Annotated in this window: 29 protein-coding genes and 1 pseudogene; 13 read left to right on the forward strand and 17 right to left on the reverse strand. The window is 49.8% G+C overall.

The window, feature by feature from the left end; translation table 11 throughout:
* Window positions 1-31: 31 nt before the first annotated feature.
* On the forward strand, window positions 32-1,435 hold the full coding sequence (gene fumC, locus A31E_RS15290; protein ID WP_001516348.1) for a class II fumarate hydratase: 1,404 nt from the start codon (window positions 32-34) through the stop codon (window positions 1,433-1,435).
* On the opposite strand, the gene tus is transcribed toward fumC, so the two are convergent.
* From tus to rstA, 3 genes are all read right to left on the reverse strand, one after another.
* A complete protein-coding gene (gene tus, locus A31E_RS15285; protein ID WP_000135173.1) occupies window positions 1,432-2,361 on the reverse strand; it encodes a DNA replication terminus site-binding protein in 930 nt (309 codons plus the stop codon). The genes fumC and tus overlap by 4 nt on opposite strands.
* 74 nt (window positions 2,362-2,435) lie before the next feature.
* Complete coding sequence (gene rstB / locus A31E_RS15280; protein WP_016248683.1) at window positions 2,436-3,737, reverse strand: two-component system sensor histidine kinase RstB; 1,302 nt, start codon at window positions 3,735-3,737, stop codon at window positions 2,436-2,438.
* Between the two features lie 3 nt (window positions 3,738-3,740).
* Window positions 3,741-4,460 (reverse strand): two-component system response regulator RstA, encoded by a 720-nt coding sequence (gene rstA / locus A31E_RS15275; protein ID WP_001092496.1) that lies wholly within the window; start codon window positions 4,458-4,460, stop codon window positions 3,741-3,743.
* A gap of 128 nt (window positions 4,461-4,588) precedes the next feature.
* Here rstA and A31E_RS15270 point away from each other — a divergent pair, with 128 nt between their 5' ends.
* Complete coding sequence (locus tag A31E_RS15270) at window positions 4,589-4,924, forward strand: GlpM family protein (protein WP_000524883.1); 336 nt, start codon at window positions 4,589-4,591, stop codon at window positions 4,922-4,924.
* Here A31E_RS15270 and folM read toward each other — a convergent pair.
* The 3 genes from folM to ydgH form a co-directional block, all read right to left on the reverse strand.
* A complete protein-coding gene (gene folM, locus A31E_RS15265) occupies window positions 4,921-5,643 on the reverse strand; it encodes a dihydromonapterin reductase (RefSeq protein WP_000528572.1) in 723 nt (240 codons plus the stop codon). The two genes, A31E_RS15270 and folM, sit on opposite strands and share 4 nt — an antisense overlap.
* Window positions 5,644-5,679: 36 nt before the next feature.
* Complete coding sequence (locus A31E_RS15260; protein ID WP_000412361.1) at window positions 5,680-7,062, reverse strand: amino acid permease; 1,383 nt, start codon at window positions 7,060-7,062, stop codon at window positions 5,680-5,682.
* 184 nt (window positions 7,063-7,246) lie between these two features.
* On the reverse strand, window positions 7,247-8,191 hold the full coding sequence (gene ydgH / locus A31E_RS15255) for a DUF1471 family protein YdgH (protein ID WP_001516349.1): 945 nt from the start codon (window positions 8,189-8,191) through the stop codon (window positions 7,247-7,249).
* A 522-nt stretch (window positions 8,192-8,713) separates the two neighbouring features.
* Between ydgH and pntA the strand changes: the two genes are divergently transcribed.
* A complete protein-coding gene (gene pntA, locus A31E_RS15250; protein WP_001516350.1) occupies window positions 8,714-10,246 on the forward strand; it encodes a Re/Si-specific NAD(P)(+) transhydrogenase subunit alpha in 1,533 nt (510 codons plus the stop codon).
* A 10-nt stretch (window positions 10,247-10,256) separates the two neighbouring features.
* Window positions 10,257-11,645: a Re/Si-specific NAD(P)(+) transhydrogenase subunit beta gene (gene pntB / locus A31E_RS15245; protein WP_000014047.1), complete on the forward strand. Its 1,389-nt coding sequence runs from the start codon at window positions 10,257-10,259 to the stop codon at window positions 11,643-11,645.
* 24 nt (window positions 11,646-11,669) lie between these two features.
* On the opposite strand, the gene tqsA is transcribed toward pntB, so the two are convergent.
* Window positions 11,670-12,704 carry an AI-2 transporter TqsA gene (gene tqsA, locus A31E_RS15240; protein ID WP_001516351.1) on the reverse strand — a complete coding sequence of 345 codons (1,035 nt, stop codon included), beginning with the start codon at window positions 12,702-12,704 and terminating at the stop codon, window positions 11,670-11,672.
* Window positions 12,705-13,105: 401 nt separating this feature from the next.
* On the opposite strand from tqsA, the gene mdtJ reads away from it, so the two are divergent.
* The gene (mdtJ, locus tag A31E_RS15235; protein WP_016248684.1) at window positions 13,106-13,471 is read left to right on the forward strand and encodes a multidrug/spermidine efflux SMR transporter subunit MdtJ; all 366 of its coding nucleotides are present in this window, start codon (window positions 13,106-13,108) and stop codon (window positions 13,469-13,471) included.
* Window positions 13,458-13,787: a multidrug/spermidine efflux SMR transporter subunit MdtI gene (gene mdtI, locus A31E_RS15230; RefSeq protein ID WP_000046672.1), complete on the forward strand. Its 330-nt coding sequence runs from the start codon at window positions 13,458-13,460 to the stop codon at window positions 13,785-13,787. The genes mdtJ and mdtI overlap by 14 nt, the downstream gene beginning before the upstream one ends.
* A 38-nt stretch (window positions 13,788-13,825) precedes the next feature.
* Here the strand turns inward: mdtI and A31E_RS15225 are convergent, their stop codons facing one another.
* The 3 genes from A31E_RS15225 to asr form a co-directional block, all read right to left on the reverse strand.
* Entirely contained in the window at window positions 13,826-14,647 is an 822-nt protein-coding gene (locus tag A31E_RS15225) for a trypsin-like serine peptidase (protein WP_001260827.1), read from the reverse strand.
* 99 nt (window positions 14,648-14,746) lie between these two features.
* Window positions 14,747-14,830 carry a small membrane protein YdgU gene (locus tag A31E_RS0122510; protein ID WP_000233090.1) on the reverse strand — a complete coding sequence of 28 codons (84 nt, stop codon included), beginning with the start codon at window positions 14,828-14,830 and terminating at the stop codon, window positions 14,747-14,749.
* Between the two features lie 92 nt (window positions 14,831-14,922).
* Window positions 14,923-15,228 carry an acid resistance repetitive basic protein Asr gene (gene asr / locus A31E_RS15220; protein WP_016248685.1) on the reverse strand — a complete coding sequence of 102 codons (306 nt, stop codon included), beginning with the start codon at window positions 15,226-15,228 and terminating at the stop codon, window positions 14,923-14,925.
* Between the two features lie 269 nt (window positions 15,229-15,497).
* Between asr and A31E_RS26745 the strand changes: the two genes are divergently transcribed.
* Complete coding sequence (locus tag A31E_RS26745) at window positions 15,498-15,602, forward strand: KPN_01571 family protein (protein ID WP_212632918.1); 105 nt, start codon at window positions 15,498-15,500, stop codon at window positions 15,600-15,602.
* A gap of 47 nt (window positions 15,603-15,649) precedes the next feature.
* On the opposite strand, the gene A31E_RS15215 is transcribed toward A31E_RS26745, so the two are convergent.
* Window positions 15,650-16,903, reverse strand: coding sequence for an MFS transporter (locus A31E_RS15215; RefSeq protein WP_000091861.1), 1,254 nt, complete (start codon window positions 16,901-16,903; stop codon window positions 15,650-15,652).
* 106 nt (window positions 16,904-17,009) lie between these two features.
* Here A31E_RS15215 and A31E_RS15210 point away from each other — a divergent pair, with 106 nt between their 5' ends.
* The 3 genes from A31E_RS15210 to bioD all read left to right on the forward strand — a co-directional run bounded on the left by A31E_RS15210 (window position 17,010) and on the right by bioD (window position 20,079).
* On the forward strand, window positions 17,010-17,900 hold the full coding sequence (locus A31E_RS15210) for a LysR family transcriptional regulator (protein ID WP_001516353.1): 891 nt from the start codon (window positions 17,010-17,012) through the stop codon (window positions 17,898-17,900).
* A gap of 137 nt (window positions 17,901-18,037) precedes the next feature.
* Entirely contained in the window at window positions 18,038-19,258 is a 1,221-nt protein-coding gene (mlc, locus tag A31E_RS15205) for a sugar metabolism global transcriptional regulator Mlc (protein WP_000225254.1), read from the forward strand.
* A 125-nt stretch (window positions 19,259-19,383) separates the two neighbouring features.
* On the forward strand, window positions 19,384-20,079 hold the full coding sequence (bioD, locus tag A31E_RS15200) for a dethiobiotin synthase (protein ID WP_000919218.1): 696 nt from the start codon (window positions 19,384-19,386) through the stop codon (window positions 20,077-20,079).
* On the opposite strand, the gene clcB is transcribed toward bioD, so the two are convergent.
* The 4 genes and pseudogenes from clcB to A31E_RS15185 all read right to left on the reverse strand — a co-directional run bounded on the left by clcB (window position 20,032) and on the right by A31E_RS15185 (window position 22,678).
* The gene (gene clcB, locus A31E_RS15195; RefSeq protein ID WP_071990846.1) at window positions 20,032-21,324 is read right to left on the reverse strand and encodes a voltage-gated ClC-type chloride channel ClcB; all 1,293 of its coding nucleotides are present in this window, start codon (window positions 21,322-21,324) and stop codon (window positions 20,032-20,034) included. The genes bioD and clcB overlap by 48 nt on opposite strands.
* Window positions 21,325-21,481: 157 nt before the next feature.
* Window positions 21,482-22,096, reverse strand: a complete 615-nt coding sequence (gene dmsD, locus A31E_RS15190) for a Tat proofreading chaperone DmsD (RefSeq protein ID WP_000148720.1) — start codon at window positions 22,094-22,096, stop codon at window positions 21,482-21,484.
* A gap of 42 nt (window positions 22,097-22,138) precedes the next feature.
* Window positions 22,139-22,222, reverse strand: a pseudogene (locus tag A31E_RS26405) (hypothetical protein); the annotation flags it as partial.
* 147 nt (window positions 22,223-22,369) lie between these two features.
* Complete coding sequence (locus A31E_RS15185; RefSeq protein WP_000799836.1) at window positions 22,370-22,678, reverse strand: DUF1161 domain-containing protein; 309 nt, start codon at window positions 22,676-22,678, stop codon at window positions 22,370-22,372.
* A gap of 106 nt (window positions 22,679-22,784) precedes the next feature.
* Here A31E_RS15185 and A31E_RS15180 point away from each other — a divergent pair, with 106 nt between their 5' ends.
* Window positions 22,785-23,495 (forward strand): YnfC family lipoprotein, encoded by a 711-nt coding sequence (locus A31E_RS15180; protein WP_085947941.1) that lies wholly within the window; start codon window positions 22,785-22,787, stop codon window positions 23,493-23,495.
* Window positions 23,496-23,497: 2 nt separating this feature from the next.
* On the opposite strand, the gene speG is transcribed toward A31E_RS15180, so the two are convergent.
* Both speG and A31E_RS15170 read right to left on the reverse strand, forming a co-directional pair.
* Window positions 23,498-24,058, reverse strand: coding sequence for a spermidine N1-acetyltransferase (gene speG, locus A31E_RS15175; RefSeq protein WP_000199502.1), 561 nt, complete (start codon window positions 24,056-24,058; stop codon window positions 23,498-23,500).
* 34 nt (window positions 24,059-24,092) lie between these two features.
* Window positions 24,093-24,434 carry a DUF1283 family protein gene (locus tag A31E_RS15170; RefSeq protein WP_001027860.1) on the reverse strand — a complete coding sequence of 114 codons (342 nt, stop codon included), beginning with the start codon at window positions 24,432-24,434 and terminating at the stop codon, window positions 24,093-24,095.
* A gap of 134 nt (window positions 24,435-24,568) precedes the next feature.
* On the opposite strand from A31E_RS15170, the gene A31E_RS15165 reads away from it, so the two are divergent.
* Together A31E_RS15165 and rspA are read left to right on the forward strand one after the other, a co-directional pair.
* On the forward strand, window positions 24,569-24,895 hold the full coding sequence (locus tag A31E_RS15165) for a YnfA family protein (protein WP_001516354.1): 327 nt from the start codon (window positions 24,569-24,571) through the stop codon (window positions 24,893-24,895).
* 215 nt (window positions 24,896-25,110) lie between these two features.
* Window positions 25,111-26,325: a starvation-sensing protein RspA gene (gene rspA / locus A31E_RS15160; RefSeq protein ID WP_000706280.1), complete on the forward strand. Its 1,215-nt coding sequence runs from the start codon at window positions 25,111-25,113 to the stop codon at window positions 26,323-26,325.
* The last annotated feature ends 22 nt before the right edge of the window (window positions 26,326-26,347 follow it).

Consider the following 26,347-nt stretch of genomic DNA (forward strand, 5'->3'; position numbering starts at 1 on the left):
AAGAAAAAATTAATCAGGTGAGGAGCAGGCCATGAATACAGTACGCAGCGAAAAAGATTCGATGGGTGCGATCGATGTCCCGGCAGATAAGCTGTGGGGCGCACAAACTCAACGCTCGCTGGAGCATTTCCGTATTTCCACGGAGAAAATGCCCACCTCACTGATTCATGCGCTGGCGCTGACTAAGCGTGCAGCGGCAAAAGTTAACGAAGATTTAGGTTTACTCTCTGAAGAGAAAGCGAGTGCTATCCGTCAGGCAGCGGATGAAGTGCTGGCGGGACAGCATGACGATGAATTTCCGCTGGCTATCTGGCAGACGGGTTCCGGCACGCAAAGCAACATGAATATGAACGAAGTGCTGGCCAATCGGGCGAGCGAACTGCTCGGTGGCGTGCGCGGAATGGAACGTAAAATTCACCCTAACGACGACGTGAACAAAAGCCAAAGTTCAAATGATGTCTTTCCGACAGCAATGCACGTTGCGGCGCTGCTGGCGCTACGCAAGCAACTCATCCCGCAGCTTAAAACACTGACACAAACGCTGAATGAGAAATCGCGCGCATTTGCCGATATCGTCAAAATTGGTCGTACCCATTTGCAGGACGCCACGCCGCTGACACTGGGCCAGGAGATTTCCGGCTGGGTAGCGATGCTGGAGCATAATCTCAAACATATTGAATACAGCCTGCCGCATGTGGCGGAACTGGCGCTGGGCGGTACAGCGGTAGGGACGGGGCTGAATACCCATCCGGAATATGCCCGTCGCGTAGCGGATGAGCTTTCGGTAATTACCTGTGCGCCGTTTGTTACTGCTCCGAACAAATTTGAAGCACTGGCGACCTGCGATGCACTGGTTCAGGCTCATGGCGCGTTGAAAGGGCTGGCGGCGTCACTGATGAAAATTGCGAACGATGTCCGCTGGCTGGCTTCAGGCCCTCGCTGTGGCATTGGCGAAATCTCAATTCCGGAAAACGAGCCGGGCAGCTCAATCATGCCAGGGAAAGTGAACCCAACGCAGTGTGAAGCGTTAACCATGCTTTGCTGTCAGGTGATGGGAAACGACGTGGCGATCAACATCGGTGGCGCTTCCGGTAATTTCGAACTGAACGTCTTCCGCCCGATGGTGATCCACAATTTCCTGCAATCGGTGCGCTTACTGGCGGATGGCATGGAAAGTTTTAACAAACATTGTGCAGTGGGAATTGAGCCGAATCGTGAGCGAATCAATCAATTGCTCAATGAGTCGCTAATGCTGGTGACTGCGCTCAACACCCACATTGGCTATGACAAAGCCGCTGAGATCGCTAAAAAAGCACACAAAGAAGGGCTGACTTTAAAAGCCGCAGCCCTTGCGTTGGGGTATCTTAACGAAGCCGAGTTTGATAGTTGGGTACGACCAGAACAGATGGTCGGCAGTATGAAAGTCGGGCGTTAATCTGCAACATACAGGTGCAGCCGTGGAATGATTAAGCGAAGCGGCTGCGCCTGGGGTTTGTAACGGTGCTGCACATTGTCGGCATCATAATTTAGCAGCTCGCCAACGTCCGGCACACCAGCACCATTATCCCGATTAACCAACGCGATAAGCGGCGTAGGGCAGGCATGTTGTACCTGTTTTTGATCTCCCTTATACCAGACACGGGCAATTGGCTGCACCTTCACCGGACGTTTGATTTTTAATTTCGCATCCTGCGGCAGGGCGGCGATATCCTGATACTCACGCTCCAGTTTTCCTTGCCACTCCTCGCGCGTCCACGGCGCGACGCTGCGTGGTGATTTCAGGCTTTTTTCCAGTTGAGCCAGTACTTCATCACGATGCAAATTCTTAATGATATGCTTATTCGCCCAGCCAAAACGTAAAGTGGCAGGATCGTGAAGAACCGTGAGCGTGCGGTAAGCGTTAAGGGTAATCAGTCCCGGCAAATGACGATGTACCCATTCAAAACGCGCCGCCGTGGGGAGTTCTGACTCAACCGTGACGATATGTTCAAAAGTGGTTTTGAGTTGATTGATGCGCTGAATATGACTTGCCAGCGCCGCTTGTGAAAGATTATCGACCTGATAACACAGCACGCCAGGCAGACGAACAGCGGCCTTGCTGCTGCGGTTTTCGGACTGTTGCTGAATAAACAAATGGCGGAAATGACGTAGTGCCAGCGCCTGCGCCTCTTTGCCGAGATGTTGCTTAACTTCAATGCAATTCAGCGGATTATGCTCATCCGCTTTTTTGACTTCCGGTAAAGAGAACACGCGGGCAACCAGCAACTTGTGCTGCTCAAGCTCAGCGGCAAACGCGGCCAGTTCTTGCTCCATCTGACGAAAGGTAGTATTGAGTCGGTCAACGAGATCGTAACGAGCCATAAAATCACCACTTTAGTTACAACATACTTATTATATAACACAATGGCGGTAACTTGACCACCGTGCGCGTAGTGTCAGGCAGAGGTAAATTGCGGGATGTTATGCCATAACGGCCAGCTAAACGAGAAGCGGGCACCACCCAGTTCGCTGGAGTCACAGTTAACCGTGCCGCCCATTGCCAGTGCAATAGAGTGGACAATCGCCAGTCCCAACCCACAACCGCCGGTTGAACGGTCACGGCTAGGATCGAGACGCACAAAGGGTTCAAAGACATGCTCGCGATCCTGTGGGGCTATTCCTGACCCATCATCTTCGACAATTAATGTCGCTCTGTTTCCTGCCAGTAGCAGGCTGGTTTCTACGGTTGAATGGCAGTAGCGCAGGGCGTTATTGATCAAGTTATCCAACACGCGCGCCATTAAGCGCATATCCAGCGCCGCATAATGACCTTGCATGAGCGTTTTTATCCGTACCGTTTTGTCGGGGTTAACAGCCTGGATATCGGCCAGATGTGTTGACAGCCATAACGGTAGGTCTGGCTCGCTAAGATGCAACTCATTTTGCGGGCGGTCTAATCGGGCATAGGTCAGCAGTTCTTCGATCAAGGCTTCCAGTTGGCTGATATCACGATTCAGAGCCTGAGACTCTGTTTCACTCAGGTTATCGCTCATCTCCAGCCGATAACGCAGGCGCACTAACGGCGTTCGCAGTTCGTGAGCAATCCCGTCGATAAGCTGTTTTTTGCTGGCAATTAATGCATTGATATTGTCCGCCATCTGGTTAAATGCTACGCCCAGTCGTTCAAAGCTCGAACCATCATCAAAGTGAATGCGTTCATTGAGATGGCCATCGCCAAATCGTTGCGCCGCTGCTTCCAGTTTTAACATGTCCTGCCAGTGCGGACGCATCCAGATAAACACTGGAAAGGCGAGAGAGATGGCAATAAAGGCAATCAGCGCGATATCCAACAAACGCATTTGATGGAGGTAATAGAGATAAGGAACGGGACCGACGGCCAGCACGTAGTGGCTGCGTGGGATGCGTTGCAAAAAAGTGTACTGATCATCCAGAGCAACAATCTCACCGCCACGCAGTCGGTGCATGGAAATTTCATCGAGATGATACTTACTCAAGGGTTCGACGCGCAGATCGAAAGAGAGATTTAAATCCATCTCCTTCAGCGTTTTTCCCCAGTCGTGCGGGGGGATCTCCCGCAACTCGCTACGCATCAGGTACAGCGAACTGTTCATCAAATCATCCAGCGACTGTTTGCCCGCGCGTTCGGCGGTAAATTTGTACACCAGTCCAACCAGCAGGGACATCACCAGAAAGCAGACAAACAGTAAAAGATAAAACTGGATAAACAGTTTTTTCATCGCTTACTCCCATGCATGGGGCGCAAAAAGATAGCCTTTGTTACGCACAGTTTTAATACGATACGGTTCAGCAGCGTTATCGAGCAGTTTTTTTCTTAACCGCGAAATAGCCACGTCCACGCTACGATCCAGACCGTCATAACTGACGCCGCGTAAATTTCGCAACAACGCATCGCGATCCATAATTTGCCCCGCATGAGTGGCTAATTCCCAGAGCAGTTCGAAATCGGCGGTAGAGAGTGAAATCTCAGTGTTAGCAAGGGTGACTACGCGGTTAATAGGGTCGATGGTCAACGTGCCGAAATGCAATGCTTTGTAGGGCGTCAGAGGCGTTTCCTGAATGCCTTTGGTCAGCGTCGCTTGCTCATTCTGACGCAAATGTAAACGTAGCCGAGCCAGCAGAACTGCAGGAGGAGTCGTTTTGAGAATATAGTCGCAGGCACCCATTTCCAGCGCCAGAATGTGGTTCATATCACTGTCGAGGGAGGTCAGCAGAACGATTGGTCCGGACCACTTAGAACCTAAATCGCGACAGATAGTCATGCCGTCTTTGCCTGGTAGCATGATATCGAGTAGCACCAGATCCGGATTTTCCCGCAGGATCGTTTCTTCTGCATGGTCGCCGCGAGGTTCTATGGTTACCTGCATATCATGTTTCGCCAGGTATGCGGCAATCAGTGAACCAACTTCTGCGTCATCTTCCACAAATACGATAGTGTTCATATTATTCACGGTAGATATAAAAACGTCACAATACACTGCACCGTTTTTACTTACTATCAATCGTTTCTAAACAAGTTTGCATCAGGTATTCTACTAAGGACTTGTTATGGAAGTGTTAAGGTAAAAAGATGGGGCTGGTAATCAAAGCCGCGCTTGGTGCGCTGGTGGTGGTGTTGATTGGTGTATTAGCAAAAACGAAAAATTACTACATAGCCGGGCTGATCCCGCTTTTCCCAACCTTTGCGCTCATCGCGCATTATATTGTTGCCAGCGAACGCGGCATTGAAGCCTTACGCGCAACCATCATTTTCAGTATGTGGTCGATCATTCCTTATTTTATTTATCTGGCGTCGCTGTGGTATTTCACTGGAATCATGCGCTTGCCCGCGGCTTTTGTAGGTTCTGTGGTGTGCTGGGGACTAAGCGCATGGGTGCTGATTATTTGCTGGATGAAACTGCATTAACGCAGATGTCGACCTCCATCAAGCGGGAAACTGCGCCCGGTAACAAAGCAACTGGTGAGCAAGTAATCGACCAGATCGATCACCTCTTTCTCGCCAGGCGCGGTTTTCATCAGCGATTTATTCAGCGCCTGTTGGCGATATTCAGCATCATCATGTTCATTAAACAGGATCAGCGACGGTGCAATAGAATTCACTTTCACTTCCGGTGCCAGCTTGCGGGCAAATGAGCGGGTCATATTATCCAGGGCTGCTTTGCTTGCTGCATAGGCGATATGGTTGTCGCTGCCTCGTTCCACCACATAATCGGTGAAGTGAATAATATCGCTGGCGGCGTGCCCGTGACCACGCAGTAATCTTTCCAGAGCGTGGTTAAGAAGGTATGGGGTATTAACGTGGATTTGCATCATGCAGGCCAGCACGTCAGCCAGTGGCGTACCTGGTTTTTCTGCCATCCACGCGCTGGCATTGTGCAAAATGGCACGCAGGCCGTGGGTGCTTTTTAATACTTTATCGGCAAACGCCATCACGCCATCATTCGTCGAAAAATCAGCCTGAATACACTGTGCTCCCGCCTGAATCAGGCTATCAATGGCAGGATAGTGCGTCCGATAGCTGACAATCACCGGTTGCTTTTGATTAATAAAATGCCAGGCGAGGGCGAGGCCGATGCGACGGCCTCCGCCAGTGATTAATATTGGCAAGGGCTGGGTATTACCCATCGTTATCTCCTTTGCTATCCAACGATGGGACGAACGTTATCCCACCAGCATCCAGGTCGCCGGAACTGCGGCAATTAACAGCATGCCAATCAGAACCATTTCCTGACGATTCAGAACATTATCATGTGTATGCGTTTTACGCGCGTACAGGAATACCAGCAACCCCGGCGCATACAGAACGACGGACAACAACAGGTGCATTGGACCAGAGGCGTACAATAACCATAAGCCATAAATGCAGGCACCGACACCTACCGCTTTATGCAGCGGGCGGGTTGCGATTTTCAGCAAGAACGCGCCAACAAGGAAATAGGGCACCAGAATCATTTCTGAGGCAATGGTTAGCAACGTGTTGTAATCGGAACCGGTCAGCCAGATTAGCACCAGACAAATTTGCACGCAGATGTTGGTCAGCCACAGCGAGGCGGATGGCGCAGCCTGTGCGTTCTGGCGGGCAAAAATGCGCGGGAATGCTTTATGGGTCGCTGCCAGGAAGGGGACTTCTGCCGCCATAATGGTCCAACTTAAATATGCGCCACAAACGGAAACGATCAATCCGGCAGCGATGATAATCTCGCCCCACGGCCCCATCATTTTCACCATCAGGCCCGCCATAGACGGGTTACGAATTTCCGCCAGTTCAGGACGCGCAACCACGCCCAGCGAAAGCAGAGTGACCAGTAAATAAACGCCCAGCGCGGAAAGTACCGCCAGGAGTGTCGCTTTGCCGACATCATGTTTATTACGCGCACGCGCAGAAACCACCACCGCACCTTCCACACCAATGAATACCCACAGGGTGATCAGCATGGTGTTTTTCACCTGTTCCCACACCGGTACACCAAGTGCAAGGCCAGAGAAGTCGAGTCTGAAGGTGTCCAGTTTGAACATCATCAGCGCCAGTACAATAAACAGTCCCAATGGCAACAATTTTGCCAGCGTTGCCACCAGGTTAATGCTGGCAGCGGTCTGTACACCGCGCAGGATCAAAAAGTGAACAATCCACAAAAGTGCGGATGCACCGACGATCGATTGCCAGGTGTTGCCATCGCCAAACAGGCGCAGTTCCGGCGTATCGGTGAAGAAACTCAATGCAGAAAAGACGATCACCAGATAGGAGACGTTAGCGATAACCGCGCACAGCCAATATCCCCATGCGGAGCAGAAACCAATGAGTTCGCCAAAACCTTCACGAGCATAGGTAAAGATGCCGCCGTCAAGATCGGGACGAATGCGTGTCAGGATCAGCATGGCAAAGGCGAGTAATAAAATGCCAGCGCCAGTAATGCCCCAACCGATGAGCAGTGCTGCCGGGCTGGCAACCGCAGCCATATTTTGTGGCAGACTGAAAACACCTGCGCCCAGCATTGAGCTTAATACCAGCGCGGTGAGTGCGCTCAGTCCCAGTTTCTTTTCCATCGATATCCAGTGTTTAAAAGGTGTTCAAAAGAATAAATATTAGGGCAGGACGCATAAAAATGGTGTTTGCCACTGAAGCGCGGGATTTTACGAAGAGATGTGTCTGCATGCAATGGTCACGGGGAAATTTGTGACTAAAAATGCTAAAGGCGGCATAAAGCCGCCTCATTGGGATACTGAATAGTTATTTATACAGGTCTGCGCTGATGGTCAGATTATTACCACGTTCCTGCCACTGGCGGGTGATGTGGTAATACTTCGCACCTTTCTTCGCGGCACGTTTAGCAACCTGGTAGGAGACTTCGGTCATGTTACCGTAGTTACCTGAGAACTTAATGCTGTCGAACGGCACCATCATCGCTGCGGTTGCCTTGTTCAGTTCTTCGACTTTAGTGCCGTCAGGAAGCGTGACAGTGTAACGTCCGCCTTTTGAGGACTGAGTTTCGAAGAAACGACCAACTTCGGAACTTGGTGATGCGGTAGTGGCAACACCCGGGATTTCAACTTTCTTCGCGGCTTCGCCACCGGCAGCCAGGGCTGCACGTCCGGCTTCGGAGTCTGCCGGGATCACATCCGGGCTTTGGACTACACGTTTCTTAGCATCTTTTTTATAGATGAACGCTGTAATGCGTTGGTTACCGCCCTGGTTGGCATCGATTTGGCGAACGATGTAGAAAGAGTATGCGCCTTTTGCTTTCGCCGCTTTGGTGATGGCGTCATTCACTTCCGGTTGGCTACGGTAGAAGCCCTGGACGGTGACAGTGTCAAACGGCTCAATCAGAACGGCCTGGTCTTTTGGCAGTTCAACCACACCGTTAATCACGCGATTTTTTTCGGTTTCTGCTTTTTCAGCATCAGACTTATAGAGATCGGCAACCACTCGCCAGTTACCGCTGTTACCGAAATCTGACGTGTCGACAACATAAAAGGAGGCTGCACCTTCTTTATCAGCACGACGGGAAACGGCTTTCACCGCCTCGCCAATGGCATTGAAACGTCCGGTAACCACTACACGATCAAAAGGTTTAACCGCTGCCGCTTGCTCCGGTGTCAGTTCTGTTGCTGCGTTAACGGAGAATGCCGTAGCAGAAAGCAGTGCCGACGCCAGGAGGGTGTTCTTAAGCTTCATAAAAATAATCCTTCGCCTTGCGCAAACCAGGTACTGGTATTGTTATTAACGAGAAACGTGGCTGATTATTGCATTTAAACGGTGTAACTGTCTGCGTGATTTTTCATATCAGACTTCCTGATTTGATTTTAAACCTGATCGAATAACCATCTGTGATTAAAAAGTAACCGTAGCAACATACAACGGCTGAAACGGCTGAATTGTATAAGTTAATTTAATGTTAAGTGACAGTTTGCACCGGGGTGATCTCATGTTTTACCTGGCTATCGGAGACAATTATCGCCCTTTATCCGTTGTTCTATGGTGTTTATCTCACTATCAAGGCTGAATCGTTAATATTTTTCGAGTTAACGCCGAAATAGTGATTTTTGGCGCTAGATCGCAAGCATTATTTTCAGTACGTTATAGGGCGTTTGTTACTAATTTATTTTAACGGAGTAACATTTAGCTCGTATATGAGCGGCTTGTGTGGTTCCTGACACAGGCAAACCATCATCAATAAAACCGATGGAAGGGAATATCATGCGAATTGGAATACCAAGAGAACGGTTAACCAATGAAACCCGTGTTGCAGCAACGCCCAAAACAGTGGAGCAGTTGCTGAAACTGGGTTTTACCGTCGCGGTAGAGAGCGGCGCGGGTCAACTGGCAAGTTTTGACGATAAAGCGTTTGTGCAAGCGGGCGCTGAAATAGTAGAAGGGAATAACGTCTGGCAGTCAGATATCATTCTGAAGGTCAATGCGCCGTTAGATGATGAAATTGCGTTACTGAATCCAGGAACAACGCTGGTGAGTTTTATCTGGCCTGCGCTGAATCCGGAGCTAATGCAAAAGCTTGCGGAACGTAACGTCACCGTGATGGCGATGGACTCCGTACCGCGTATCTCACGCGCGCAATCACTGGACGCGTTAAGTTCGATGGCGAACATCGCTGGCTATCGCGCCATTGTTGAGGCGGCGCATGAGTTTGGGCGTTTCTTTACCGGGCAAATCACCGCGGCAGGTAAAGTGCCTCCGGCAAAAGTGATGGTGATTGGTGCGGGTGTTGCGGGTCTCGCGGCCATTGGTGCGGCAAACAGTCTCGGTGCGATTGTGCGTGCGTTTGATACCCGCCCGGAAGTGAAAGAACAAGTTCAAAGTATGGGCGCGGAATTCCTCGAACTGGATTTCAAAGAGGAAGCAGGCAGCGGCGATGGCTATGCCAAAGTGATGTCGGAAGCGTTCATCAAGGCAGAAATGGAACTCTTTGCTGCGCAGGCAAAAGAGGTCGATATCATTGTGACCACCGCGCTTATTCCAGGTAAACCGGCACCGAAACTGATTACCCGCGAAATGGTTGACTCCATGAAGTCGGGCAGTGTGATTGTCGATCTGGCCGCACAAAACGGCGGTAACTGTGAATACACCGTGCCGGGTGAAATCTTCACTACGGAAAATGGCGTCAAAGTGATTGGTTATACCGATCTTCCGGGGCGTCTGCCAACACAATCCTCACAGCTTTACGGCACCAACCTTGTCAATCTGCTGAAGCTGTTGTGCAAGGAGAAAGACGGCAACATTACTGTTGATTTTGATGATGTAGTGATTCGCGGCGTGACCGTGATTCGTGCTGGCGAAATTACCTGGCCGGCACCGCCGATTCAGGTTTCAGCCCAGCCACAGGCGACACAGAAAGCCGCACCGGAAGTCAAAGCTGAGGAAAAATGCACCTGTTCACCGTGGCGTAAATACGCCCTGATGGCGTTGGCAATCATCCTCTTCGGTTGGCTGGCAAATGTTGCACCAAAAGAGTTCCTCGGGCATTTCACCGTGTTCGCGCTGGCGTGCGTTGTGGGCTATTACGTGGTGTGGAATGTATCGCACGCGCTACATACGCCGCTGATGTCGGTCACCAACGCGATTTCAGGGATTATTGTTGTCGGAGCACTGTTGCAGATTGGCCAGGGCGGCTGGGTTAGCTTCCTTAGTTTTATCGCGGTGCTTATAGCCAGCATTAATATTTTCGGTGGCTTCACCGTGACTCAGCGTATGCTGAAAATGTTCCGCAAAAACTAAGGGGTAACATATGTCTGGAGGATTAGTTACAGCTGCATACATTGTTGCCGCGATCCTGTTTATCTTCAGCCTGGCCGGGCTTTCGAAACATGAAACCTCTCGCCAGGGTAACAACTTCGGTATCGCCGGGATGGCGATTGCGTTAATCGCTACTATTTTGGGGCCGGATACTGGCAATGTTGGTTGGATCTTGCTGGCGATGGTCATCGGTGGCGCAATTGGTATCCGCCTGGCGAAGAAGGTCGAAATGACTGAAATGCCGGAACTGGTGGCGATCCTGCATAGTTTTGTGGGGCTGGCGGCGGTGCTGGTTGGTTTTAATAGCTATCTGCATCACGATGCGGATATGGCTCCGATTCTGGCCAACATTCACCTGACGGAAGTATTCCTCGGTATCTTCATTGGTGCGGTGACCTTCACCGGCTCGGTCGTGGCATTCGGTAAGTTGTGCGGCAAAATTTCGTCTAAACCGCTGATGCTGCCAAACCGTCACAAAATGAATCTGGCTGCTCTGGTCGTTTCCTTCCTGCTGCTGATTGTGTTTGTCCGCACCGAAAGCGTTGGCCTGCAAGTTCTGGCATTGCTGATAATGACCGCCATTGCACTGGTCTTCGGCTGGCATTTAGTGGCTTCCATCGGTGGCGCAGATATGCCAGTGGTGGTGTCGATGCTGAACTCTTACTCTGGTTGGGCGGCAGCGGCCGCGGGCTTTATGCTCAGCAACGACTTGCTGATTGTGACCGGTGCGCTGGTCGGTTCTTCGGGGGCAATCCTTTCTTACATCATGTGTAAGGCGATGAACCGTTCCTTTATCAGCGTCATTGCGGGTGGTTTCGGCACCGACGGTTCCTCTACCGGCGACGATCAGGAAGTGGGTGAACATCGCGAAATTACGGCGGAAGAGACGGCGGAACTGCTGAAAAATTCGCATTCAGTGATCATCACCCCAGGTTACGGCATGGCAGTCGCGCAGGCGCAATATCCGGTGGCAGAAATCACCGAGAAACTGCGTGCCCGCGGTATCAACGTGCGTTTCGGTATTCACCCGGTTGCGGGGCGTTTGCCTGGGCATATGAACGTATTGCTGGCAGAAGCGAAAGTGCCGTATGACATCGTGCTGGAAATGGACGAGATCAACGATGACTTTGCTGATACCGATACCGTGCTGGTAATTGGTGCGAACGATACGGTTAACCCGGCGGCGCAGGACGATCCGAAAAGCCCAATTGCCGGAATGCCGGTACTGGAAGTGTGGAAAGCGCAGAACGTGATTGTCTTTAAACGTTCGATGAACACCGGCTATGCTGGTGTGCAAAACCCGCTGTTTTTCAAGGAAAACACCCACATGCTGTTTGGTGACGCCAAAGCCAGCGTGGATGCGATTCTGAAAGCACTGTAACCTCAACGGCCTCTGCGGAGGCCGTTACTCTTTCTTGAGATCGCTTAACAGCACGGCGATGCTTTGACCTCCCGCTGTTTGTTCAAGCGCAATTTTGACAATAATCGTCAACGGCACCGAAAGCAGCATCCCCACCGGTCCTAACAACCATCCCCAAAAAATTAACGACAAAAAGACCACCAGTGTGGAAAGCCCCAATCCGCGTCCCATAATGCGTGGTTCCAGAATATTACCGAAGACCAGATTAATCAGCAGATATCCCGCCAGCACCAACAACGCTTCGTAGAAACCATTAAACACCAGTACCTGGGCGATAGGGGGAATAGCCGCAAGGACCGAACCAATATTAGGAATGTAATTAAGCGCAAAGGCCAGCAATCCCCAGACAAAAGCAAAGCGAACGTCCAGTGCTGCGAGCATCGCCCAGGCGACCAGTCCGGTGATGATGCTGATGGCCGTTTTCAGCACCAGGTAATGCGACACACTGTCAATCGCGCGCTGAATCGCCGCCATTCCTTCGACCGGACGTGCCATCATTTGCTGGAGTTTGCCGGGCAGTTGCGGAACTTCGAGCAGCATAAACAGCACCGTCAACAGCAATAAAAATATTGATGACATGGCGTTAGATAACTGCGTCAGTAAGTTGGTCAGTAACGTCATCGCCGCGTTCGGGTCAATGTAATGCGCCAGTTGGTCAACTGAGACATCAATACCCACGCGCTGTAATAAAGGCTCCAGAGCTTGCAGAGGCTTTATGATTGAGCTGCGATACTGTGGCAAAGTGCGGGTCAGTTCATTGAGTGTTGAGCCGAGATAGGCCAGCATAAGCACCATCGCCATTACGATGATGGTCATTAAAATCGACACCGCCAGTACGCGCGGTACTCGCCAGCGAACCATGCGTTGTACCAGCGGGTTAAGAATGACTGCGATAAATAGGGCGAGGATAAAGGGGACGATGATATCGGCGGCAAACCGGATACCGCAGAGAATAATGACCAGCATTCCCAACATAATGACGATTTTTAGGCCATTGAGCGTGATGATCGGCTTTGCCATGTTTATCCCCGTTTTTTTCTTCGCTAATAATATTTTTTCTGCAGCATTATAACGAAAATCAAACTACTCAGGTAAAGATATGAAAATGTTTTGAGTTAATTCTTAAGCTATGATACAAATCAGGCGTGTACAACTACCGAGGACAATTATCATCCGCGATGACGAGAAGCAACACTGCGGATAATTGTAATATTATGGACAATTTGTTCAGGACGTTATTTTCTACATTTACCCATCTTCGTACCTCATCCAGCATCTTGCTCGCAGGCGAGCAACACTGGCGCAACGCGCTTTAGTCCTTTCTTCTGTCAAAGCTGGCGCTCTGCGCTGGACTGAATACTTTTCTTTGGTTTCGCTGAATTCAGCGAACATTAAAATAATTCTCTTGCAGGGGAAGGACGATGTATATTTATTGGGCTTTATTAGGTCTGGCTATTGCCACAGAAATTACCGGAACGCTGTCAATGAAATGGGCGAGCGTCAGTAACGGTAACGGTGGATTTATTTTAATGCTGGTGATGATTTCACTGTCATATATATTTCTTTCTTTCGCCGTGAAAAAAATAGCGCTTGGTGTGGCTTATGCTCTGTGGGAAGGCATCGGTATTTTATTTATTACGCTATTTAGCGTTCTGTTATTCGATGAAAGCTTATCGCTGCTAAAAATTGCCGGGTTAACAACCCTGGTTGTCGGGATTGTGTTGATTAAATCTGGTACACGCAAAGTACGTAAACCCTCGCTGGAGGTGACCCGTGGCGCAGTTTGAATGGGTTCATGCCGCCTGGTTGGCACTGGCAACTGTGCTGGAAATCATGGCTAACGTCTTTTTGAAATTTTCTGACGGCTTTCGCCGCAAAGTTTATGGCTTGCTCTCGCTGGCGGCGGTGCTTGCTGCCTTTAGCGCGCTTTCGCAGGCCGTTAAAGGGATCGACTTGTCTGTAGCCTATGCATTGTGGGGTGGGTTTGGTATTACCGCCACTTTAGCTGCGGGGTGGATCTTGTTTGGTCAGCGTTTAAATCGCAAAGGCTGGGTTGGCCTGATCTTGCTATTGGCCGGAATGATCATGGTGAAACTCGCCTGATGACCACGCTGCCCGACAATGCGGGCAGCGTTTGAACATTATTGCCGGGTCAGTTCTTCTAACTTGTCGCGAAAACCGGTGACAGAAATGGCCCGGTTATCGGCGCGCCAGCGATCTTTCGCTGCAGGAGCTGAACTTTGCACACCAATTAACTGCCAGCCGTCATCAGTATGCAGCATCAGTGGCGAACCGCTGTCACCCGGCAGGGTATCGCACTGATGCGACATCACCGAGGTTTGCGCCCAGCCAGTCACTTCGCAATTTTGATGGCTGTATAAGGTATCAAGATGATCTTCGGGATACCCCGCCTGAGTCACTTTACGACCAGCCGCTTTTAATGCGGCGGTAAGCGCGGCTTTATCTCCCTCAAATAATGGCAACGGCGTAATGCCAGAAGGGGGATTGCGCAGCACAATCAAACCGAAATCCCACGGCGCGGCTGCGGGCGGGACAATCCAGCCATCACCATCAGCCTTTAACCGTTTCCCTAGCGTCGGATCAACACGACCTTCAATATCGTGGATCTCATAGCGCCATAGCCCTTTATTCGAAACAAAACGCAGCGCAATTGCTTTGTCTGGTTTACCTTTTGGTGGCGTTAATAAACAGTGGCCCGCAGTTAATGCGAGATTAGGCGCAATCAGCGTCGCCGTACATAAATTGCCGCTGGCCGTTTCCAGTTGCCCAACCGCATCCCACGGCGATTGGGTCGTGTTATTTACCGGTACACGATCATCATGACCAAAAAATAGGGTGCTGACCTCATCATGAGCCGATTTAGGATCGTCCGGTTTATCCGCAAACACAAATGCAGATGTCAGACTAATTGCACCCAGTACTACAGCAATGGTTGTACGCATATCACACTCTGGCGAGTAATTATGATTATTAAAAGCAAACCCTCGTAAATACTATAGACGGGACGGGATGAAAGTGGGAGTAAAATCAGATAACTACGCTCAGGAAAGATAAAAACGGGCGGCAATCAGCGCACATAAAATAAGGATGATAAGAATGAACTCAAAGCGATAACGGCCCACCATAGTACCCTCCGCTAAAGGCGGTGCTAAACGTTACCCGCTTAGCACCGTAATTTTCAGGCGCGAGGGGGCGCGCCACTATTGCTGTCGAAAACTTATGCGGCTGGCTGTACTGCAGGTTTTGTCGGTTGTTGCTGGCTGTGTTTTTTGCTGTGCTTTTTGGCGGCCTGTGCTTTTTGCTCAGGTGCTTTCTGTTCAGTTTTTGCTTTTTTATGATGTTTTTTAGCCGCTTGCGCTTTCTGGGCGGGCGCTGCTTTATGCTGTTTTTTATGATGAATGGTTTTTGCAGGTGCTGCTTTGGTAGCAGCAGTCGGAGCAGGCGTGGTCGCAGTCTCTGCGGCAAAGGCAGCAGAAGAGAGACCCATAGCAGCGGCAACAACCAGAGCTAATACTTTTTTCATTGTCATACCCTCAATTTGGTTTTTTATGCAACCCCACTGCGGGGCCGATGTAATGACTATATCTCTGGAAATAGCAGGCTTCCGTGAGTGGTTGGTTTCGGCATGTAACGATATGTACAAAGCGAGTAGCGATGACGTGAGAAATAATAACGCATTGTGACTTAAGGAGATTTTCCCACCAATATCGGTAGTATTGATTGACTTAACTTTTTCATTACCTATAAATTGGTAGAATCACCGTGTATTAACAATAAATGACACACAGCAAAATGAATCCGTTTATTTGGGTGCTTATTATCCTGATGGCGTTAGATGCACTGCGGGAAATGGCCGGCACTTCGTCTATTTTGGGATGGTTATTAACGTTGAGTTGAGCAGACAATAAGCCCGGACAGGTTTTAACTCAGTCCGGGCTTATTTTTCAGGCGTGCAGGCGATGATGTAAACGTGTTCCGACCAGAATAGCGACCACCAACATCACGGCAATAAATGCACCGACGCCGTTCCAGCCATAGTTATGCCAGAAGACGCCACCTAATGTCCCTGCAATACTTGAACCCAGATAGTAACAAAATAGATACAGCGAGGAAGCCTGGCCTCTGGCGCGTTTAGCACGTGGGCCAATCCAGCTACTGGCGACAGAGTGAGCGGCAAAGAATCCTGTAGAGAAAAGCATCATACCGGCAAAAATCAACCACAGTGGGTTGAACAATGTCAGGAGAAGGCCAAAAAGCATGACACCTGTCGAAAATAACATCACCGGACCACGACCGAAGCGGGTAGTCATGGTGCCTGCTTTTGGCGAACTCCAGGTGCCAGTCAAATAGACTAGCGATAATAAGCCAACCACGGCCTGACTGACATGCCAGGGGGGAAGCATCAACCGATAACCAATGTAATTAAACAGAGTGACGAACGACCCCATCAGCAAAAAACCTTCGACGAATAATAAGGGTAATCCCTGATCACGGCAGTGCAGACGGAAGTTAATAAACAGCGTTTTTGGGCGCAACGAGGATGGGCGGAAATGGCGTGACTCCGGGAGGATTTTCCAGAACATTAACGCTGAGGTCAGAGCGAAACAGCCAATAACCGCCAGAGCAATTCGCCAGTTAAAGAAGTCAGTAAATACCCCGCTGATTAAGCGCCCACTCATACCGCCAATTGAGTTGCCGCTGATGTACAGCCCCATTGAAAATGCCACAAAACTGGGGTGGATCTCTTCGCTAAGGTAGGTCATGCCAACGGCAGCTACGCCGCTTAACGACAGACCAATCAAGGCGCGCATAATCAAAATACCGTGCCAGCTAGTCATCATCGTCGAAAGTAACGTGCAGATGGAGGCCAACAGTAGTGCCGTCACCATCACCGGCTTGCGACCTATGGCATCGGAAAGTGGGCCAGTAAATAGTAAACCAATGGCAAGCATGATCGTTGAAATTGACAGTGAAATACTACTGTTAGCAGGCGTTAAGCCAAATTCTTGCGAAAGCACCGGAAGAATAGGCTGCACACAATAAAGAAGCGCAAAGGTTGCCAGCCCGGCCGAGAATAGAGCCAGAGTGACACGCATAAATTGCGGCGTACCGCGTTTAATGAATTCGTTTGTCCGGGAAAGGTTTTTCTTGTCAGTGTCACTTGCCGGAGTGCCATCAACAGTTGTAGTACGACTCACTTGAAATCCTTGCTAAATATGCCCGTGATGTGGGATTAGGAATAGATTAGGAAAATCGAATTGTTATGTCTAATATATTAATAGTCTCAAATAAGATGTTTAAAATATGAATATTGAATTGCGCCACCTTCGTTACTTCATTGCTGTTGCGGAAGAGCTGCATTTTGGTCGCGCTGCTGCCCGACTGAATATTTCACAACCGCCGCTAAGCCAGCAGATTCAGATACTGGAGCAACAAATTGGCGCGCGACTGCTGGCACGAACCAATCGCAGCGTAATGCTGACGGCAGCAGGGAAGCAGTTCCTTGCTGATAGTCGGCAAATCCTGTCTATGGTGGATGACGCTGCCGCTCGCGCTGAACGCCTGCATCAGGGAGAGGCGGGAGAGTTACGCATTGGCTTTACCTCATCAGCGCCATTTATTCGCGCAGTATCTGATACCTTATCGCTGTTTCGTCGCGAATTTCCTGATGTTCATTTGCAGACACGCGAGATGAACACCCGCGAGCAAATAGCACCCCTTATCGAAGGGACGCTGGATATGGGGTTGCTACGAAATACTGTGTTGCCGGAGACGCTGGACCACGCGGTCATTGTGCATGAACCACTTATGGCGATGATCCCGCATGATCATCCTTTGGCCAATAAATCGAATGTAACGCTGGCGGAACTGGCAAAAGAACCCTTTGTTTTTTTTGATCCGCACGTAGGGACGGGGCTGTATGATGACATTCTCGGCCTGATGCGACGTTACAATCTCACCCCAGTCATCACCCAGGAAGTCGGCGAGGCGATGACTATCATCGGCCTGGTTTCCGCGGGTCTTGGCGTTTCGATTTTGCCCGCTTCTTTCAAACGCGTACAACTCAATGAAATGCGTTGGGTATCTATTGCGGAAGAGGATGCGGTTTCTGAGATGTGGCTGGTTTGGCCAAAACATCATGAACAAAGCCCGGCAGCACGTAACTTTCGTATTCAGCTACTGAATGCTCTCTGATGAGGAAAAATTCAGCAAAAAATCCCGAAAAATGTGCTGTCAATCACATGGCTAAGTAAAAATTTGACGTTACGCATTGAAGTGCTTCACCATAGCCTACAGATTATTTCGGAGCGCGAAAATATAGGGAGTATGAGGTGGTTGCTGAAAACCAGCCGGGGCACATTGATCAAATAAAGCAGACCAACGCAGGTGCTGTATATCGCCTGATTGATCAGCTTGGTCCCATTTCGCGTATCGACCTTTCTCGCATGGCGCAGCTCGCGCCAGCCAGTATTACCAAAATTGTCCGCGAAATGCTTGAAGCGCACCTGGTGCAAGAGCTGGAAATTAAAGAGGCTGGAAACCGTGGCCGTCCGGCGGTGGGGTTGGTAGTAGAAACGGAAGCCTGGCACTATCTTTCTTTGCGTATTAGTCGTGGCGAGATTTTTCTTGCACTGCGTGATTTAAGCAGCAAGTTGGTGGTGGAAGACTCGCTGGAGTTGGCGCTGCAGGATGAATTACCGCTGTTGGATCGCATCATTACTCATATTGATCAGTTTTTTATTCGCCATCAGAAAAAACTCGAGCGCCTGACTTCTATTGCCATTACCATGCCGGGAATTATTGATACGGAAAATGGTATTGTACATCGTATGCCGTTCTACGAGGACGTAAAAGAGATGCCGCTCGGTGAAGCGCTTGAGCAGCATACCGGTGTACCGGTTTATATTCAGCATGATATCAGCGCATGGACGATGGCCGAGGCCTTGTTCGGCGCATCCCGCGGAGCGCGCGATGTGATTCAGGTGGTTATCGATCACAATGTGGGAGCGGGTGTGATTACCGATGGTCATCTGTTACACGCAGGAAGCAGTAGCCTTGTGGAGATAGGCCACACTCAGGTCGACCCCTATGGAAAACGCTGTTATTGCGGTAACCACGGCTGCCTGGAAACCATCGCCAGTGTTGACAGCATTCTTGAACTGGCGCAATTACGTTTGAATCAATCCATGAGTTCGATGTTACACGGACAGCCGTTAACCGTGGACTCATTGTGCCAGGCGGCACTGCGGGGCGATCTGCTGGCAAAAGATATTATTACCGGTGTGGGGGCGCATGTTGGGCGCATTCTTGCCATCATGGTGAATTTATTTAACCCACAAAAAATACTGATTGGTTCACCGTTAAGCAAAGCGGCAGAGATCCTGTTCCCTGTCATTTCTGACAGCATCCGTCAGCAGGCGCTTCCTGCCTACAGCCAGCACATTAGCGTCGAAAGCACTCAGTTTTCTAATCAGGGGACGATGGCGGGAGCCGCATTGGTAAAAGACGCTATGTATAACGGTTCTTTGTTGATTCGTCTGTTGCAGGGTTAACATTTTTTAACTGTTCTACCAAAATTTGCGCTATCTCAAATTGGGGCAGGAAAGCATAACTTAGACTTCCAAAGTTGAATTATTTTCCTGGCTTATATTTGTGAAGCATAACGGTGGAGTTAGTGATGCTGAAGCGTTTCTTTATAACAGGTACAGACACTTCTGTAGGGAAAACGGTGGTTTCCCGCGCATTGCTACAAGCGTTAGCCTCCCAGGGAAAAACGGTTGCGGGGTATAAACCCGTAGCGAAGGGGAGCAAAGAGACACCCGATGGGCTACGTAATAAAGATGCCCTGGTGTTGCAGAGTGTTTCATCTATTGAACTGCCTTATGAAGCAGTCAATCCCATTGCGTTAAGCGAAGAAGAAAGTAGTGTGGCGCACAGTTGCCCGATCAATTACACCCTCATTTCAAATGGTCTGGCTAACCTGACGAATAAAGTCGACCATGTGGTGGTCGAAGGCACTGGCGGCTGGCGTAGTCTGATGAATGACCTGCGTCCGCTCTCTGAATGGGTGGTTCAGGAGCAGCTACCGGTGTTGATGGTGGTGGGCATTCAGGAAGGCTGTATTAACCATGCGCTTCTGACCGCACAGGCGATTGCGAACGATGGTCTTCCGCTCATTGGCTGGGTGGCTAACCGTATCAACCCAGGGTTAGCACATTACGCTGAAATCATAGATGTATTGGGTAAAAAACTCCCGGCACCGCTCATTGGCGAACTGCCTTATTTGCCGCGCGCAGAACAGCGTGAACTGGGGCAATACATCCGCTTACCCATGCTGCGCAGTGTGTTGGCGGTAGATAGAGTCACGGTGTAACGTCCGCGACGTTACTGACGCAATCACACAAGCAATTAATAAACCGGGGAGTAGCTGATACTCCCCGGTCATTTCGCATATCATCAATGTCGACATAATTGGCGCATGCGTGGTTGCAGCCAGTAGTGTTGCCATCCCGGTTAGCCCGAGTAACAGCGTAATTTCTTCTCCGCCAGGAAGCCATAACCCCAGGCTACGACCATACAGCATACCAATAGCCAGTCCGATAAATAGTGTTGGCGTAAACACACCGCCTGGCGCGCCGGAACCACTGCTGGCCAGCACGGCAAAAAGTTTGCAAAGAAAGATCCCTGCAATGACCGTAAGCAGTGGCGGGGCAGTTAAAAAGGATTGTACCGTACTATAGCCGTTGCCCCACACAGCCGGTGTGAGCAGGGAAAGCAGTCCCACGATCAAACCTCCCAATGCCAGTTGCCAGGGGGGCGCAAGTTTGAGATTAACAAAGCCCCGATGACTGGCGTTCATTAGCTTTAAAAACAGTGGACCGCACAGTCCCATCAGTACACCAGTACTAATAATCAGCGCATAGTCATGGGTCTTAACTATTACTGAGAGTTGCACGCTGTAGAGCAAAGCATCGCTATTATTAAGAAGATGGCTGACAAGCAGTGCCACTACGGCGGAAATTACCACCGGACCGAGAGAGGCCAGCATCATGGTGCCAAACAGCACTTCAGCAATAAACAAACTTCCGGCAAGCGGGGCGCGATAGGCCGCAGCCATCCCCGCAGCAGCGCCACAGGCAATCCACAATTTCCACTCTTCACGCGGTGTAAGACGTTGTGCAAACCAGGAGGCGGCAAGCGCTGCCAACAGGATCATCGCACCTTCACGTCCAATGGCACTGCCGCTCGTCACCACCAGCAAAGACGCGAAAGATTTGACCAGACTGGTGGCATAATCAAACTGCCCATCGGTTTGTAATGCCTCCATATAATCGGTAGGCGCGTGAGGGCGTTGTTGCGTGAATTTCTGCCATCCCATCAGCAATAGACCTGCTGCCAGTCCGCCAAGTGCCGGAGTTAGCAGGCGACGCCACGGCGAAAGGTTCATGGCAGCATTAACCAGACTTCCGGAATCATTGTTCAGGAACAACCACTCCAGCAACAGCATCGCATGATGAAACCCTGCGACGGCAAGAGCCGCGAGAATACCGATCACCGTCGCAATAAACAGACGGCGGAACATGGTGCGTAGATCCGGGTAGATGTGTAGATGATGCATGAGCAGAAATGGCAAATTAAACACAGGCATCTATTTTGCGGGAAAAGGGGTCTGGAGCAAAAGCTGTATGTGCTTTATGAGAAATTAATCGTGACGTTGTCACTTATTTTATCCGAAAGGCGTGCAGTTACCGCCTTTCGGTCATACTAACGATTATTCAACGAAACAGAGGCTTAACCGCGACAGGAATTAACAATTGTGACTGCCATTGTGCCAGTGTTAAACGGGCCAGCTCACCGAGTGAGCGATAAAAAGGGTGTTCTGCTTTTTCGATAAACACCTCAAGAAAACGTGTCGACCACGGTAAAAGGTGCCACGCCAGCAATTCTTCGCACTCGGTCTGGCGACCGTTCTCTGCCAGCCATGCTGCCATCAATAGCAGTGAACCAAAATGATCTTCCGGTTCGTTTTGTTTCATTTCAAACTGAATGCCTTTTTCGCGCATCCATTGACGGAGCGCCAATGTAGAATCGCCAAACAGCACCGATTCGCGATCCAGCCAGACAGATCCCCACGGCGGTGACGGTAGCGCATACGGGCCGACAAACAGCCGTTGCCAGGCCTGATTACGCGACTCTTCACACTCTTCCTTAAAAGTCGTTACCAGCGGTGCTAATGACGTTTGTGACAAGGGCCACTGGGTATCCCAGCCGTCGCCGGTTAACGCAGAAACCAGCGGAGAGGCTTCTGCACTCTCTGGAGCGTAATAAAACAGCGCGCCCAGCACGCGCGCCGCGACAGAAAAATTATCTTGTTGTGAAAAATGCGTCATTCTTATCATCCTGAAACGTGCGGGGTAACCCGCACTAATTTGTTAACCTGCGACGGCCATTCCGACGGTCATATGCAGGCCATAAAAGAGCGCACGCCCGATCATCTCGCCATCAGGTATGAGGATTCATTCCCGCACAAACCCGGCAAGGGTTATGGCGTGGATTAGTGAACACAGCCTGCATCTTAGACCAGTGCATAACAATACCACACGCGCCAGACCTGGACGTAGACCTGATAAGACGCGTAAGCGTCGTATCAGGCAGCCACAGGTTTATTGCTGCGGTTCGGCAGGGCCACTATCATGGGTTGGTTGAGAGTGGGCAGAAACATTACCGCTGGTGGTGCGGGTATAGAGAATTTTATGCGTGTCGTTGGCACAATGCCCGACGACCTGTGAATCAGGCTGATCAACCTGATCATTCGGCACAATACTTAAAGTGAAGCTGCTTTCCGGGACGCCGTTATTGATAATGCGCTGTGAAATATCGCTTTTTATACGCTCACAAGAATCCGACGCGGCGAGCACTGTGGATGAGGCCAGGGCGAGCAGAAGTGCGGCACTACAGGCGACGTTTTTCATCATTGGCTCCTTACATGAATATTACTACCTAAGCATAGCATTTCACGTGTAAATTACTGTATTTGCTACTATGATTGAGAATCATCTTTACTGTCAGGTGACTGATGTGAATGCCAAATTACTGCCATGTTTGCTCGCGATAACGCTTACAGGATGTGACCGCACAGAAGTAACGCTCTCTTTTACGCCAGAGATGGCCAGTTTCTCTAATGAATTCGATTTTGATCCGCTGCGTGGTCCGGTTAAGGATTTCACTCAGACATTAATAAATGAGCAAGGGGAAGTAACGAAGCGCGTTTCAGGTACTTTATCGGAAGAAGGCTGTTTTGATTCTCTCGAATTGCTGGATCTGGAGAATAATACTGTAGTTGCCCTGGTGTTAGACGCAAATTATTACCGTGATGCACAGACGCTGGAGAAGCGAGTACGTTTACAGGGGAAATGTCAGTTAGCGGAATTACCTTCCGCAGGGGTGAGTTGGGAAACCGATGATAATGGCTTCGTGGTTAAAGCCAGCAGTAAACAGATGAAGATGGAGTATCGGTATGATGGCCAGGGGTATCCGCTGGGTAAAACGACAATAAGCAACGACAAAACGTTATCTGTCACCGCGACACCGTCAAAGGATCCGATCAAAAAACTCGATTATACGGCCATTACTTTGCTGAATAATCAACAGGTTGGTAATATCAGGCAGACCTGTGAATATGACAGCCACGCCAATCCGGTGGACTGCCAATTAATCATTGTGGATGAGGGGGAAAAACCCGCTGTCGAACGGGTTTACACCATCAAAAATACCATTGATTATTATTAATGCTATTGCGCGGTCGGTTTCAGTAGAGTCTGCCCCTGCGTTTTATGTTCCGCCAGATACTGATGCTGGAATATGCACATGCGAATGGCATTGCGATATTGACCGTTAATAAAGAATTCATGCATCAGTTCACCTTCGACCGTAAAACCGAGCTTACGGTAAATATGAATCGCTTTTTCATTCTCTTTATCGACGATCAGATAAAGTTTATAGAGATTAAGAACAGTGAAGCCATAATCCATCGCTAATGTCGCGGCGCGGGTTGCCAGACCTTTACCCTGGTATTCCGGGGAGATGATTATCTGAAATTCAGCGCGGCGATGGACGTGGTTAATTTCCACCAGCTCTACCAGACCGGCTTTTTCGCCATCACATTCCACGACGAAACGGCGTTCACTCTGATCGTGAATATGTTTATCGTACAGATCAGAGAGTTCAACGAAGGCTTCGTAGGGTTCCTCAAACCAGTAACGCATTACGCTGGCGTTATTGTCGAGTTGATGCACATAGCGTAAATCTTCACGCTCCAGCGGACGTAGCTTAACACTGTGGGCGCTTGTCATAACGTGTCCTTACATTCCTTATATCAATAACAGGTTAGGGGATGATTACGCGGCCAGTACGACGGTCCAGACAGCGTAAAGTATTCGGCTCCCAGTAGGCATTAATGTTGGCACTCTGCTCACATTTATCGCGGTTATCGAATGCGGCGTCAGCTTTATCCCATTCTTTCTCGGTGCGTTTGTTGACTTTCTGACGCAGATTACGCGTGTCATTCCATTGCTCTTTTTCCATCGCCGCCTGCTGGCGACTCTGTGCGCTGTCGCCAGATTCAATCACCAGTTTGTTAGTTTCTGCATGAGTAGTTGCGCTAAATGCCAGTGCGCAAGGCAGCAGAAAAGCGAGCAGGCTGAGTTTTTTGCAGAGAGTGATATTCATGATTCATTCCTTGTATGAATGATTAAAGGCGATTTTACACGATCCACTGTGAACACGAAACGTAACAGAAGGATGTATATGTTGATGATATTATGTCGCCCTATAAATATACATGATGTCAATAAGTGACAAAGATGATTAAAACAACGTTACTGTTTTTTGTTACTGCCCTGTGTGAAATCATGGGTTGCTTTTTACCCTGGTTATGGCTGAAACGAAATGCCAGCGTCTGGCTGTTGGTTCCGGCGGGGATTTCCCTGGCGCTGTTTGTCTGGCTGTTAACGTTACATCCCGCAGCAAGTGGGCGAGTTTATGCGGCTTATGGTGGCGTTTATGTCTGTACGGCGTTGATTTGGCTGCGTGTGGTGGATGGGGTGAAGCTCAGTCTCTACGACTGGACAGGCGCGATAATTGCGCTTTGCGGTATGTTGATTATTGTTGCTGGCTGGGGACGTGCCTGATTTTTCTGGTCTATAAGATATTTTATTATCAATGACATACGCGTTTTCAGGGCACTGAAAAACAATAAGTTTTGACTATTTTTAGAACTATTCATGGCGCAAATATGCGCTTTTTTTTGTGATCGTTCTGGCTTTTTTTGATCTTCATACTTGTATGGTAGTAGCTCAGTTGCGTAGATTTCATGCATCACGATAAGCGATGCAAGGAATAGAACATGAAGATTGTAGGGGCTGAAGTTTTTGTTACCTGTCCGGGGCGTAATTTCGTCACCTTAAAAATCACCACCGAGGACGGTATTACCGGTCTTGGTGATGCCACTCTCAACGGACGCGAGCTTTCCGTTGCGTCCTATTTGCAGGATCACCTGTGTCCGCAACTTATAGGCCGCGATGCCCACCGTATCGAAGATATCTGGCAGTTTTTCTATAAAGGTGCTTACTGGCGTCGCGGCCCGGTGACTATGTCGGCCATTTCAGCCGTTGATATGGCGCTATGGGACATTAAAGCCAAAGCTGCCAACATGCCGCTTTACCAGTTACTCGGCGGCGCCTCTCGCGAAGGGGTGATGGTCTATTGCCATACCACCGGTCACAGTATTGATGAGGCACTGGATGATTATGCCCGTCATCAGGAACTGGGATTCAAGGCCATCCGCGTGCAGTGCGGTATTCCTGGCATGAAAACGACTTACGGTATGTCCAAAGGAAAAGGGCAGGCCTATGAACCTGCGACCAAAGGGCAGTGGCCAGAAGAGCAGTTGTGGTCAACGGAAAAATATCTCGACTTCATGCCAAAACTGTTCGACGCGGTACGTAACAAGTTTGGTTTTGATGAACATTTGCTGCATGACATGCATCATCGCTTAACACCTATTGAAGCGGCGCGCTTTGGTAAAAGCATTGAAGATTTTCGCATGTTCTGGATGGAAGATCCGACCCCCGCAGAAAACCAGGAGTGTTTCCGTCTGATTCGCCAACATACCGTCACGCCAATTGCGGTGGGTGAAGTATTCAATAGCATTTGGGACTGCAAACAGCTCATTGAAGAGCAACTTATCGACTATATCCGTACCACGCTGACCCATGCAGGCGGCATTACCGGTATGCGTCGGATTGCGGATTTTGCTTCGCTTTATCAGGTGCGCACAGGCTCACACGGCCCTTCCGATTTGTCACCAGTCTGCATGGCTGCGGCTTTGCACTTTGACCTGTGGGTGCCGAATTTTGGCGTACAAGAATACATGGGCTACTCAGAACAAATGCTCGAAGTGTTCCCGCACAACTGGAGCTTCGATAACGGCTATATGCATCCGGGTGACAAGCCAGGTATTGGCATCGAGTTCGATGAAAAGCTGGCGGCGAAATATCCCTACGAACCTGCTTATCTGCCAGTCGCACGTCTGGAAGATGGCACGTTATGGAACTGGTAAGGTAAAAAACTTGCGACATGGA

This window comes from Escherichia sp. KTE159 (genome assembly GCF_000408805.1).
In the GTDB taxonomy this organism is placed as follows: Bacteria; Pseudomonadota; Gammaproteobacteria; order Enterobacterales; family Enterobacteriaceae; genus Escherichia; species Escherichia marmotae.